The sequence below is a fragment of the Thauera humireducens genome, from assembly GCF_001051995.2.
Classification (GTDB): Bacteria; Pseudomonadota; Gammaproteobacteria; order Burkholderiales; family Rhodocyclaceae; genus Thauera; species Thauera humireducens.
This window is the reverse complement of record NZ_CP014646.1, coordinates 1,509,035-1,522,276: the sequence shown is the minus strand read 5'-3', so window position 1 is coordinate 1,522,276 and position 13,242 is coordinate 1,509,035. Positions and strand designations below refer to the sequence as shown.

At 68.7% G+C, this 13,242-nt stretch carries 11 protein-coding genes; 10 read left to right on the top strand and 1 reads right to left on the bottom strand.

The features are described from left to right. Positions 1-5 precede the first annotated feature (5 nt). From AC731_RS07285 to AC731_RS07240, 10 genes are all read left to right on the top strand, one after another. Positions 6-2,504 (top strand): ABC transporter permease, encoded by a 2,499-nt coding sequence (locus AC731_RS07285; RefSeq protein WP_048702772.1) that lies wholly within the window; start codon positions 6-8, stop codon positions 2,502-2,504. A gap of 9 nt (positions 2,505-2,513) precedes the next feature. Then, complete coding sequence (locus tag AC731_RS07280) at positions 2,514-3,719, top strand: DNA recombination protein RmuC (protein WP_048702774.1); 1,206 nt, start codon at positions 2,514-2,516, stop codon at positions 3,717-3,719. A 74-nt stretch (positions 3,720-3,793) separates the two neighbouring features. Further along, on the top strand, positions 3,794-4,084 hold the full coding sequence (locus AC731_RS07275; protein WP_048702776.1) for a hypothetical protein: 291 nt from the start codon (positions 3,794-3,796) through the stop codon (positions 4,082-4,084). Positions 4,085-4,213: 129 nt separating this feature from the next. Beyond that, positions 4,214-5,155, top strand: coding sequence for a LysR substrate-binding domain-containing protein (locus tag AC731_RS07270; protein ID WP_237266617.1), 942 nt, complete (start codon positions 4,214-4,216; stop codon positions 5,153-5,155). A gap of 142 nt (positions 5,156-5,297) precedes the next feature. Continuing rightward, positions 5,298-6,155 (top strand): VOC family protein, encoded by an 858-nt coding sequence (locus tag AC731_RS07265; RefSeq protein WP_004260542.1) that lies wholly within the window; start codon positions 5,298-5,300, stop codon positions 6,153-6,155. Between the two features lie 34 nt (positions 6,156-6,189). After that, a complete protein-coding gene (locus AC731_RS07260; protein WP_082794270.1) occupies positions 6,190-6,912 on the top strand; it encodes a class II aldolase/adducin family protein in 723 nt (240 codons plus the stop codon). A gap of 112 nt (positions 6,913-7,024) precedes the next feature. Further along, complete coding sequence (locus AC731_RS07255; RefSeq protein ID WP_048702785.1) at positions 7,025-8,059, top strand: TRAP transporter substrate-binding protein; 1,035 nt, start codon at positions 7,025-7,027, stop codon at positions 8,057-8,059. A 132-nt stretch (positions 8,060-8,191) separates the two neighbouring features. Beyond that, positions 8,192-9,391 carry a formate-dependent phosphoribosylglycinamide formyltransferase gene (gene purT, locus AC731_RS07250; protein WP_048702788.1) on the top strand — a complete coding sequence of 400 codons (1,200 nt, stop codon included), beginning with the start codon at positions 8,192-8,194 and terminating at the stop codon, positions 9,389-9,391. Between the two features lie 43 nt (positions 9,392-9,434). After that, entirely contained in the window at positions 9,435-10,769 is a 1,335-nt protein-coding gene (locus AC731_RS07245) for a TrkH family potassium uptake protein (protein ID WP_048702792.1), read from the top strand. Then, complete coding sequence (locus AC731_RS07240) at positions 10,762-11,457, top strand: potassium channel family protein (RefSeq protein ID WP_048702795.1); 696 nt, start codon at positions 10,762-10,764, stop codon at positions 11,455-11,457. Before AC731_RS07245 ends, AC731_RS07240 begins: the two co-directional genes overlap by 8 nt. A 48-nt stretch (positions 11,458-11,505) precedes the next feature. Here the strand turns inward: AC731_RS07240 and AC731_RS07235 are convergent, their stop codons facing one another. Beyond that, on the bottom strand, positions 11,506-13,107 hold the full coding sequence (locus tag AC731_RS07235; RefSeq protein ID WP_048702797.1) for an alkaline phosphatase family protein: 1,602 nt from the start codon (positions 13,105-13,107) through the stop codon (positions 11,506-11,508). Between the last annotated feature and the right edge of the window lie 135 nt (positions 13,108-13,242).

Here is a 13,242-nt window from a genome sequence, read left to right as displayed (position 1 = left end):
AACGGATGATGAAAACGCTGCGCCTCGCCTTCCGCATGATGTTGCGCGACTTGCGCGCGGGCGAACTGCACCTGCTCGGGCTGGCGATCGTCATCGCGGTGGCCAGCCTCACCAGCGTCGGCTTCCTGGCCGACCGCGTCGGTCGCGCGCTGGACCGCGAGGCCAACCAGCTGCTCGGCGGCGACCTGTTGCTGCGCGCCGACCGCCCCTGGCCCGCCGGCTTCGCCGACGAGGCGGGCGAGCGCGGCCTGCGCACCGCCGAGACCGTGCTGTTCACCAGCATGGCGAGCACGGACGAGGCTGCGGTGCTGGCCGGCGTCAAGGTGGTCGAGGACGGCTATCCGCTGCGCGGCGCGATCCGCATCGCCCCCGGTCCCAACCAGCCGGATGAGGTGGCTGGCCGCGCGCCGGCGCCCGGCGAACTGTGGCTGGACGAGCGCCTGTTCGCCGAACTCGGCGTCAAGGTCGGCGACAAGGTCGGCCTGGGCGAGACCGAGTTCCGCGTCGGCGCCATGGTCAGCTTCGAGTCCGACCGCGGCGCCAACTTCTTCAGCCTGCTGCCGCGCGCGATCTTCAACCTCAAGGACCTGGACGCGACCGGCCTCATCGCCGAGGGCAGCCGTGCCACCTGGCGCCTGCACGTGGCGGGCGACGCACAGACCGTCGAGGCCTACGAGAAATGGGCGCGGGCCAACCTGGGCCGCGGTCAGCGTGTCGAGACGGTGGAGAACGCCCGGCCCGAGGTGCGCGCCGCGCTCGACCAGGCGCAGCGCTTCCTGCGCCTGGCGGCGCTGCTGGCGGTGATCCTCGCCGCGGTGGCGGTCGGGCTTTCGGCGCGGCGCTTCATGGCGCGTCACCTCGACGGCTGCGCAGTGATGCGTGTGCTTGGTGCGCGTCAGTCGCAGGTGCTGGGCATCGTCGTCGGCGAATTCCTGCTGTTCGGCCTGACGGCGGCGGTGGTCGGTACGGCGCTGGGCTGGTCGGTGCAATGGGGGCTGGCAGGCGGACTGCGCGAGATCCTCGCCACCGAACTGCCCGCGCCCTCGCTGCTGCCGCTGGCGCATGGCGTGGTGGTCGGCATGGCGCTGCTGGCGGGCTTCGTGCTGCCGCAGCTGCTGCGCCTGGGCAAGGTCAGCACCTTGCGCGTGCTGCGGCGCGAGTTCGAGCTGGCCGAGCCGCTGTCCGGCACCGCGTGGGCCCTGGGCCTGGCCGCGCTGCTGGGACTGATCTTCTGGATTGCCGCGGACGCGCGCCTCGGCGCGATGGTCGCCGCCGGCTTCGCGGTGGCGCTCGGGGTGTTCGCGCTTGCCGCGTGGTGGGTCTTGCATCTGGCCGGGCGCCTGAAGGGGCAGGGCAGCCTGCGCGGTGGCGGCTGGCGCTATGGCGTGGCGTCGCTTGGCCGGCGCATGGGCGGCAGCGTCATCCAGGCCGCGGCGCTGGGCCTGGGCATGACGGCCCTGCTGTTGCTGACGCTGGTGCGCGCCGACCTGCTCGACAACTGGCGTGCGATGGCGCCGCCCGACGCGCCCAACCGCTTCGTCATCAACATCCAGCCCGACCAGCGTGCCGCCGTCGCCGATCTGTTCGTTGCCGAAGGCCTGTCGCGACCCAACATCCAGCCGATGATCCGCGGCCGCATGGTGGCGATCAATGGCGATGCGATCGACCCCAGCCGCTACGACGAGGAACGCACCCGCCGCCTGGCCGAGCGCGAGTTCAACCTGTCCTACGCCGCCGAGCTGCCGGGTGGCAACGCGGTCTCCGCCGGGCGCTGGCACGGCGCCGAACGCACGCCGCAGTTCTCGGTGGAGCAGGGGCTGGCGCAGACCTTCAATCTCAAGGTGGGCGACCGTGTCGCCTTCGAGATCGCCGGCCAGCGCGTCGATGCGCCGATCACCAGCGTGCGCAAGCTCGACTGGGATTCGATGCGGGTGAACTTCTTCTTCATCGCTTCCGAAGGCCTGCTCGAGGCCTACCCCGCCAGCCTCATCACCAGCTTCCACCTGCCGGCCTCCAACCACGATTTCACCACGAGGCTGGTTGGCGCCTTCCCCAACCTGTCGGTGATCGACATCGCCGCGGTGATCGCCCAGGTGCAGGCCATGACCGACAAGCTCATCGTCATCGTTCAGTTCGTGTTCGGTTTTGCCGTGCTGGCGGGCCTGGTGGTGCTGTATGCGGCGCTGCAATCGACGCACGACGAGCGCGAGTACGAACTGGCCATGCTGCGCACGCTGGGCGCGCGCAACCGCCAGGTGCGGCAGGCGCTGCTGGCCGAATTCCTGGTGCTGGGCAGCGTGGCCGGTGTGCTGGCCGGCATCGGCGCCAGCGCCATCGGCTGGGTGCTGGCCGAGCAGGTGTTCAAGATGACTTATGTGCCGGCCCTGTTGCCGGTGGTGGTGGCGGTGCTGCTTGGTGCGGGTGGCGTGGTGGCGGGTGGCTGGCTGGGCACGCGCAAGCTGCTGTCGCGCCCGCCGCTGGCCAGCTTGCGCGCGCTGGCCTGACGGCGCCGCATGTTGTCGATGACCCCGTCCGAACTGTTGCTGGCCGGCCTGCTCGCCGCCGTGCTGGTGCTGCTGGCGTGGCTGCTGGTGCGCAGTTACACGCGTGAGCGCGCGGTGCGCGACCAGCTCGTCGATGCGCTGGCCGACCAGATGGAGCAGCAGCTCGGCGCCCAGCACCGCGAGATCCTGCGCGACCTGCACGAAGGCCTCGCGCGCCAGACCGACCGCATCGGCGAACACGCCCGCGCCGACCGCGACCTGCTGCAGCGCGGCCTCACCGCCGCCTCGATGCAGCTGTCGCGCGGCATGCAGGCGCTGACGCAGAGCGTCGACGGCCGGCTCGACACCTTGTCGGGGCAGGTGAACCAGCGCCTGGACGAAGGCTTTCGCAAGACCAACGAGACCTTCGCCAGCGTGATGGCGCGGCTGGCGACCATCGACGAGGCGCAGAAGAAGATCGACGGTCTCACCACCAACGTCGTCAGCCTGCAGGAACTGCTCGGCGACAAGCGTGCGCGCGGCGCCTTCGGCGAGGTGCAGCTCGAGGCGCTGGTACAGAACATGCTGCCGCCCGATGCCTTCGCCTTCCAGCACGTGCTGCCCAATGGCATGCGCGTCGACTGCCTGCTGACCTTGCCGGCGCCCACCGGCCTGGTCGCGGTCGATGCCAAGTTCCCGCTCGAGAACTACCACCGCATGTTCGATGCGGCAGCGGGCGAACTGGAGCGCCGTGCGGCGCAGCAGGCCTTCCGCGCCGACGTCAAGCGTCACGTCGACGCCATTGCCGGCAAGTACATCCTGCCCGGCACCACGTCGGATGGCGCGGTGATGTTCCTCCCCGCCGAGGCCGTATTCGCCGAGGTCCACGCCTACCACCCGGAAATCGTCGCCTATGCGCAGCAGAAACGGGTGTGGATCGTGTCGCCCACCACGCTGATGGCGGTGCTCAACACGGCCCGCGCGGTGCTGAAGGACGTCGAGACGCGCAAGCAGGTCCACGTCATCCAGGACGCGCTCGGCAAGCTGGCGAAGGACTTCCAGCGCTTCGACGAACGCATGGCGGCACTCGCCCGCCATATCGAGCAGGCCAGCCGCGACGTGCAGGAGGTGCAGACCTCCAGCCGCAAGATCAGCGCGCATTTCCACAAGATCGAGGCGGCGCGCTTCGACGAGCTGGAACCGGACGCCGACGCGGTTCCGCTGCCGCGGACTTGACCCCGGACAGGTACAGGCCGCGCGCAGCCACCTAGACTGGGGCTGTTCCCGATGACCTGCCGAGGCGCTCGCCCATGTCCAGATTCCTGCCGGTGTTGTTCCTGATCGGGCTGTTCTTCTTCATGTGGCTGTTTCTGTATGCGCACCAGCGCCGCGAGAAGCAGAAGCGCGCCCTGCCGGTGCGCGAGGACTTCCTCGCGGCCCACGGCCATGACGAGCCGGCCTGCTTTGCCTGCGGCAAGGGGCCGTTGAAGGACGAGGGGCTGGGTTCGGGGCAGGACACCCGCCGCGTTGTGTCGTGCGAGGGCTGCAACACCCTGCTGTATCGCTACGAGCGCCCGGCGGCGCCCGAATTCGAGTCCTAGTCCGAGTCCTGGTCCGGGTTTCGTCGACCCGGCGTATCGGGCGAAACCTGTTCCCTGTCGCGAGCCGTCCGTCCCCGTGATCGGTAAGATCCTTGCTCGTGGTCTTTGCCGGCAAAGGGAAGGGAAAGCGTGAACAAGGGAAACTGGAAGAGTCGTGTCCGCATGCAGCACCTGCGGACGGTACTTGCCGTGGCCAGAAGCGCCAGCGTGTCGCGCGCGGCGGAGAGCCTCGGCCTGACCCAGCCCGCGGTGACGCGCATCATTCATGAGCTCGAGTCCGAACTCGAAGTGCCGCTCTTCGTCCGTACCAGCCGCGGCACGCACTGCACGAACTTCGGGCAGATCGTCGCCGATCATGCCGAACTGGTCTTCGCCCAGCTCGATCGCGCCGAGGACGAGGTCCGTGAGGCGCGCGAGGGCTTGAGCGGCCGGGTGACGGTCGGGGTGCTTGTGGCGGGCGCGGCGTCGATCCTGCCAAGGGCGCTGGTCCGTTTCCAGCATGAGCGCCCGGGGGTGCGGGTGACGCTGATCGAAGGGACCTACGACTACCTGATCCCGCTTCTGCATCAGGGCGGGCTGGATTTCATCTGTGGCCGCCTCCCGGCCTACCGCTACCGCGAGGGCATGGAAGTCGAGGCCTTCCACCAGGAGGAGGTGGCCCTGGTGACGCGCCCGGGGCATCCCGTGCTGGCGGGCGGGCCTGTCTCACTCGCGGGCTTGCGCGCCTGGCCCTGGATCCTGCCCCTGCCCGACACCACGCTGCGCCAGCTGATCGACAATGCCTTCCTCGACCTGGGCCTGCCGCTGCCCCACATCGCCTGCCAGTCGGTGTCGGTGATCGCGAACCGGCGCATGCTGCTCGAGACGGACTGGATCTGTGCGTTCCCGCGCCAGGTGGTCGAGCCGGACATCGGCGCGGGCATGCTGGCGCGCGTGCCGGTCGAGCCGCTGCTGTCCTTCGGGCCGGTCGGAATCTGCCAGCGGCGGGATGTGCCCCTGTCGCGCGCCGCGGAAGGCCTGGTGGCGGTCCTGCGGGGGGATTCCGAGGGCCGGGTATCGATTCCGGGCTGAGGCGGTGTCGCTGTCCGGTCATAACGCCAGGTAATGGCGGAGGGCTGAAGATTCATTTCCGGTCATGGTCAATGCGGCGATAGACTGCCTCCCACAGAACGGGCTGCGTACGCAATGAGACGCAGCCGACCAGGAGGAGACCATGATCGATCTGCAGGATGTGCGCTATGTGCGCCTGGGTACGCGGGATATCGAGGCAGCCATCGATTTCGCGTGCAAGGTGGTGGGGCTGGAACTGGTGCGGCGGGAGCAGGGGTGTGCGTACTTCCGCTCTGACAGCAAGGACCATACCCTGGTCTATTTCGAGGGCGACCCGCGCGACCACACGCTGGCTTTCGAAGTCGCGCGCGGCGACGTGCTCGATGCCGCCGGTGCCGAGCTGGAGCGTGCAGGCATGGCGGTGCACGAAGGCAGTGCCGAGGAATGCGAGTTGCGCCGGGTGAAGCGCTTCATCCGCTTCCGCGATCTGACGGGCAATGCGATCGAGCTGGTCTGGCGCCCGCACGCGAGCGGCCGGCGCTACTTTCCGTCGCGGGATGCGGGCATCACCGGCTTCAGCCATGTCGGCCTGTGCTCGACCGACCCTGCGCGTGACGAGCGCTTCTGGACCGAGATCTGCAATGCACGGGTGAGCGACTGGATCGGCCCTTCGCCGCTGCTGCGCATCGACGACGTGCACCATCGCATCGCGCTGTTCCCGACCGACCGCAGCGGCATCCAGCACATCAACCATCAGGTCGAATCCGTCGACGACATCATGCGCAGCTGGTACTTCCTGCAGGAGCGGGGCGTTCCGGTGGTGTTCGGCCCCGGACGGCATCCGACCTCGGGTGCGCGCTTCATCTATTTCGAAGGGCCGGACGGCATGATCTTCGAATACTCCTGCGGCGTCTCGAGCATCACCGACGAGGCCGCGCATCGGCCGCGACAGTTCCCGCTCGAGCCTTCGGGCTTCTGCATGTGGGGCTCGAAGCCGAACATCCGCGAGTTCCAGAAGTAAGTCCGCACCCGCGGCCATCTCACCGGACATTGTCATGATCAAGGACAGATTGGACGCGTCGGCAGACGCGACCGGGGGCGCGCTCGGCCCCGATTTCCGCGAAGCCCGCGAGCGGAGGCTGCGGCGTGCCGCTCGGGCCCTCGGCAAGCACGGCCTCGTGCATGCCTACGGCCACTGCAGCCTGCGCGTCGACGACGATCATTTTCTCGTCTGTGCGCCCAAGCCGCTCGCCACGATCGCGCCGGGTGAGGCGGGTACGCTGGTGTCGATCCATGGCGAACTGCCGCCGGACGTGCTCGGCGAAGTCAGGATTCATCGCGAGATCTATCGACGCCGGCGCGACGTCGGGGGGATCGTGCGCAGCATGCCGCCGAAGGCGATGTCCCTGTCGGTGATGGGCCGCACGCCGATGCCGACGCATGGCATGGGCGCGTATTTCGCACCCGCGATTCCGCTGTGGAACGATCCGCAGCTCATCCGCAACGACAGCGAGGCGCAGCGCATTGCCGGCCAGCTCGGAGACGCGCCGGCAATCGTGATGCGCGGCAATGGCGTCGTCGTGGCCGCACCCTCGGTCGAGGACGCCGTGGTGCTGACCTGGTACCTCGAGGACGCCGCACGCATCGAGCTCGACTGCCTGGCTGCCGGCGTCGCGCCAATCCGTCTCGACGAGGACGAGGCGCGCCGGCGTGCCACCCGGTCCGGGCGAATCTTCGAACGGATGTGGGACTTCCTGACCCACGGGGATCCGGAGTAAATCACGATCCGCGACCGCATCCGCGGATGACGGACCGGAGCTGGATGGCGCCTGGCGCCCAACGATCATCGATGCCAAACGCGCATCGAAGTAAGCGAAGAGGAGACGAAGAATGAAGATGCGCAAGATTGCCGCGGGCCTGTGCGCCGCGTTGTCGCTGGGGGCCGCGGCCTCGTCGGCCCAGGCCCAGGAGGTGGTCCTCAAGGTCGCCCACTTCCTGCCGCCCGTCACGCCCATGCACGCGCAGGTCATCGTGCCGTGGTGCGACCGGATCGAAACCCAGTCGCAGGGCAGGATGAAGTGCCAGATCTACCCGGCGATGCAACTGGGCGGCACGCCGCCGCAACTGCTCAATCAGGTGCGCGATGGCGTGGCTGACATCGTGTGGACGCTGCCGGGCTACACGCCGGGCCGCTTCCCGCTGTCCGAAGTGTTCGAGCTGCCCTTCATCAGCACCACGCACGAGGCGACGGCGCGTGCCCTGTGGGATTTCGTCGAGACGCATGGCGCGAAGGAGTTCGAGGGGGTCAAGCCCATCGCGACCTGGACCAATGGACCCAACGTGCTGAACCTGCGCGACCGCCGCGTGGATACGCTGGAGGACTTCAAGGGCATGAAGGTGCGGGCGCCGTCGCGCCTGGGCAACAAGATGCTGACCGCACTCGGCGCGACGGCGGTGGGCATGCCCGTGCCGCAGATGACCGAGGCGCTCTCCAAGGGCGTCATCGAAGCCGGTCTTGTGGCCTGGGAAGTGGTGCCGGCCACCAAGACGCACGAGTTGACACGTTTCCATCTCGAGTCCGGTGGCGGTCGGGCCATGACCACGGCGACCATGATCTACGTGATGAACCAGAAGAAGTACGACAGCCTGCCGGCGGACCTGAAGAAGGTCATCGACGACAACAGTGGTCGCGAGACGTCGGCCTGGGTGGCGGCGGAGCATCTCAGGGCCGATACGGTCGGTCGCAACGCGGCGGCGGCGCGGGGCAACACCATCTACCAGCTTTCGCCGGCCGAGTCGGCACGCTGGGAGGCGGCGGCGGCACCGGTCACCGCGGAATGGGTCCGCGAGGCCTCGGAGAAGGGCGTCGATGGACGCAAGCTCTACGAGGAGGCGCGGGCGCTCGTGGACAAGTATTCGCAGTAGGTGGATGCGGGCGCGGCGCGAAGCGGGCGTCGCGTCGCGGAAGCCGACGGACTGCCCCTGCATGCCGGGGCAGTCCGTATTACCATGCGCACTCCGCGGTCTGTCGCGATTCCGACCTTTAGGAGTGATGCCATGAAGCTGGGTACCCCGCTTTCGTCCAGTGCTGTGCGCGTGATGCTGCTCGGCGCTGGCGAACTCGGCAAGGAAGTCGTCATTGCGCTGCAGCGACTGGGGGTCGAGGTGATCGCGGTCGATCGCTACGCCAACGCGCCGGGCCACCAGGTGGCGCACCGCGCGCACGTGATCCCGATGACCGACGGCGCCGCCCTGCGCGCGCTGGTCGAGGCCGAGCGCCCGCACCTGATCGTGCCCGAAATCGAGGCCATCGCCACCGACATGCTGGGCGAGATCGAGGCGGCCGGTCTGGCCGAGGTTATCCCCACCGCGCGCGCCACCCGCCTGACCATGAACCGCGAGGGCATCCGCCGCCTGGCGGCCGAGGAGCTGGGTCTGCCGACCTCGCCCTATCGCTTCGCCGATTCGCTGGAAGAACTGCAGGCCGCCATCGACGGCGGCATTGGCTACCCGTGCATCGTCAAGCCGGTGATGTCCTCGTCGGGCAAGGGCCAGTCGATGCTGCGCGGGCCGGACGACGTGAAGAAGGCCTGGGACCATGCGATGCAGGGTGGGCGCGTCGCGCAGAGCCGGATCATCGTCGAGGGCTTCGTCGATTTCGACTACGAGATCACCCTGCTGACCGTGCGCGCGTGCGATGCCAGCGGCGCGGTGCAGACCTATTTCTGCGAGCCGATCGGTCATGTGCAGGTTGCCGGTGATTACGTCGAATCCTGGCAGCCGCAGCCGATGAGCCCGGTGGCGCTGGCCGAATCGCGCCGCATTGCCGCGGCGGTCACCGGCAACCTCGGCGGGCGCGGGCTGTTCGGCGTGGAGCTGTTCGTCAAGGGCGACCAGGTGTGGTTCTCCGAGGTCAGCCCGCGTCCGCACGACACCGGTCTGGTCACGCTGTGCTCGCAGCGCTTTTCCGAATTCGAGCTGCACGCGCGCGCCATTCTCGGCCTGCCGGTCGACACGAGCATGCGCGAGCCGGGTGCGTCGGCGGTGATCTACGGCGGCATGGACGAGACCGGCATCGCCTTCGAAGGCGTGGCCGAGGCGCTGGCCGTGCCGCGCAGCGACCTGCGCCTGTTCGGCAAGCCGGAATCCTTCGTCAAGCGCCGCATGGGCGTGGCGGTGGCCAACGGTGCCGACATTGCCGAGGCGCGCGAACGGGCGAAACTGGCGGCGAGCAGGGTGAGGCCGGTCAAGGGTTGAATGACACGCGCCTTGTCCTGACCCTCATCGCCGCGAGCGCTCCGTGAGAACCCAGGAAGTACAGCATCCTGCCCGTGTTGTCCCGCTGGCCTTCCTGATTGCGATCCTGATCGGGACGGCGGTGCTGATGCTGCCGGTCGCGCATGCGCAGGCGACGGGCGCGCCGTGGATCGTCGCACTGTTCACCGCGGTGTCGGCGGTGTGCGTGACCGGCCTGGTCACGGTCGATACCGGTACCTACTGGTCGCCGTTTGGCCAGTGGGTGATCCTCGTGCTGTTCCAGATCGGCGGATTCGGCATGATGACGGCCGCCACCCTGCTCGGGCTGATGGTGAATCGCTCGCTGCGCCTGCGCACGCGCCTCACCATGCAAGCCGAGACGCACACGCTGGGCCTCGGCGACGTCACCAGCGTTGCGAAGCTGGTGTTCGTGGTCACGCTGGTCGTCGAATTGCTCGTGGCCCTGGCGCTCATTTTCCGCTTGCGCAGCGCTTATGCGCTGCCCTGGCCCGATGCCGTCTGGAGCGGGGTGTTCCACGCCATCTCGGCGTTCAACAACGCGGGCTTCTCGATCCACGCCGACGGCCTGGTGCGCTATGCCTCGGACGCCTTCATCCTCAGCCCGATCATGCTGGCGATCGTGATCGGTGGCCTCGGCCTGCCGGTGCTGCACGACCTGCGCAACAAGCTCGGAGACCCGCATCACTGGTCGGTACATACCAAGCTGACGCTGCTCGGCTCGGCCGTCTTGCTGGTCGGCGGCGCGCTGATCCTGCTCGTCTTCGAGTGGGCAAACCCGCGCACCCTTGGTCCGATGTCGATCGCGGACAAGGTGTTGTCGGCGGTGTTCGCCTCGGTGTCGGCCCGCACGGCCGGCTTCAATGCGATCGACATCGGCGGGCTGACGCACGAGAGCCTCGGGCTGCACTACCTGCTGATGTTCATCGGCGGCGGCAGCGCCGGCACGGCAGGCGGGGTCAAGGTCGGCACGGCGATGATCCTGATGCTGCTGGTGATCGCCGAGATCCGCGGCCGCATGGACACCGAGGCCTTCGGCCGCCGCATCAGCCAATCGTCCCAGCGCCAGGCGATCACCGTGCTCGTGCTGGGCAGCGCGGTCGTCGTGCTCGGTACCGTGTTCGTCCTGCACACCACCGACATCGCAACCGACAAGGTCATCTTCGAGGTCATCTCCGCCTTCGGCACGGTGGGGCTGTCCACGGGCATCACGGCCGACCTGCCCGCGTCCGCGCAGTTGATGCTGGCGCTGCTGATGTACATTGGCCGTGTCGGCACCATCACGCTTGCGGCGTCGCTGGCGCTGGGCGAGCACCGCATGCCATATCGCTACCCTGAGGAGCATCCCGTTGTTGGCTAGGCTATTCACCGAACAGTTCTCCTTCGCGAAGGGCGACAGCGTCGTCGTCATCGGCCTCGGTCGCTTTGGCGGCGCCGTGGCGCATTCGCTGATGCAGCTCGGGCACGACGTCATGGGGATCGACCGCGATGAGGAGCCGGTGCACGAATGGGCCGACCTGCTCACGCATGCCGTCCAAGCGGACTCCACCAATGCGATGACCATGCGCCAGCTCGGCGTGGCCGACTTCGCGCACGCGATCGTCGGCATCGGCGGTGACCTCGCCGCCAGCCTGATGACGGTGATGGCGCTGAGCGAGCTGCAGATCCCGGACATCTGGGTGAAGGCGATGACGCCCGAACACGGCAAGCTGGCCGAACGCATCGGTGCCCACCACGTGGTGTATCCCGAAGCCGACATGGGGGAGCGCGTGGCCCACCTGATCAGCGGCCGCATGATGGACTACATCGAGTTCGACGACGGCTTCGCGATCGCCAAGATCCACGCCCCTGCGGCCACGCATGACCTGTCGCTGGCGCAGTCCGCGGTGCGCGAGAAGTTCGGTGTCACCGTCGTCGGCATCAAGCGCGCACATGAGGATTTCCAGCACGGCAAACCGGGCAGCGTCATGCGACCGGGCGACCTGCTGATCGTCTCCGGGCCGACCAAGAAGGTCGAGGCCTTCGCCGCGAGCGGCAGGCGGCGCTAGCCCGTGCCGGACGCGGGCTGAAAGGCGTCGTTTGAAACTTGGATAGCCTTACTCGCCGGCGAAAATCTCGACCAGCCGCGAGGTGATCGAAGCCATCCGTCCCAGCGCAGGACGATCGGGTTCGAGTCCGGGCTGGAAACCAAGGGCGGCGAGGCGGTCGAGCAGCACCGCGTTGCCCGTGATCACGTGCATCGGCACGTCCCAGTCGGCGTCGGGGCCGGTCACCGTGCCCATGGGCTGATGGTCGCCCACCACGATCACCACAGCGTCGGCTGGTGCGTGTGCGGAAAGCCAGCCCGCCAGCCACTCGAACTGGTAGCGCACTGCGGAGAGATAGGCGGGGACCGGGTCGTCCCATGACGCCGGAACCTGGCGTGCGGCGACCGCGTCGGGGCTGTCGTAGGCATCGGCACCGAGCACGGCGGTCCAGTCCGTCACGTAGGGCGCCAGCGGGCGAAAGGGCGCGTGCGTGCTGACGGTGGGGAAGACCACCAGGCGCGGGCGACGGGCGTCGTCACGCTGCGGGCCGAGTTCCTGCGCCTGCAGCTGCGCCATCGAAGCCTGGTCGGGGATGCGCCAGTAGCCGAAGAGCGGGCCGCGGTAGCCGATGCCGTCGGCGTCGGCGATGCGGTCGAAGCCGTAGAAGCGACCTTCCGGCCAGGGGCGCTGGATGCCCGGCATCCAGCCGACGGTGCGATAGCCGTGCGCGGCGAAGTGGCTGACCAGCGTGGGACGCTGCGTCTTCAGCAGCAGCCGGTAGTCGTTGGGATCGCGCATGTCGAGGCCGGACAGCAGTTCCGCGTGCGCCAGCCACGAGCCGCCGCCGAAGGTCGGCGAAATCAGCCGGGCGGAGAGGACGCGGCGCCCGCTGGCGTCAATGGCGTCCGCCAGCCGCTGGCGCGAGGCCGCCAGGTCGCTGGAAAGATCGGGGTTGTCGAGCGTGACCGTGCCGTAGGCTTCGGCGAACACGATGACCACGTCGGCCCCCGCGAGCGCACCGAGCGTGCCGTCGAAGGCTGGGCTCGCGCCGAGCAGGTGCTCGTCGTCGCTGGCGTCGTGTGCGCGATGCAGCAGGCGCGCCTGTTCGGCGACGAGGGTGCCGACCGATGGGGCGAAGGCGTGCTGCAGCGCGGGCAGGCCCTGCGGCGCCAGCAAGCCGGCGCCCAGCACAGCGGTCGACGCCGCCACCAGCCCGGTACGCAGACGGGGGGACTGCAGGCTTTCGGCGAGCGTGGCGACGCCGCGCCGGATCAGGCGGTACAGCGCCGCGATCGCGAGCGCGACGATGACGGCCACGCCGACGAACTTCATCGCCGACGGGCTGGCCGCCCCCATCTTGAGGACTTCCCAGGCGTGCTGCCCGTCCCAGTAAAGGTCGAGCCGGCGCCCGAGCACGGCGGGCACGGTGACGTTGAGGTAGTGCAGCAGGACGCAGGTGGCGAGCACGGCCGACGTCCAGACGACGGTCGCGCGACGCAAGGGGCCGTGCAGGCTCAGCAACGACAGGCCCAGCACGACTGCGGCCAGATCGATCGACAGCCGTGCTTCCGGGCGTGGCCACAGCGTCGGCCAGGCGTTGCCGAAGCTCAGCAGCAGGTTCAGCACGACAAGCGCGACAAGGGCCTGGCGTAGGGCGCGACGGGTATTCATCGCGTCCCTCCGCCCTTGCGGGCGGTCGGCGGAATGGGCGAAACACCACCCGCGCGGGGACCGGCATGGATGACGCAGTTGGAGACTCCGATGACCGGGGCTGGTTCGCAAGCGGCGGGCCGGCTAGCATGCGCC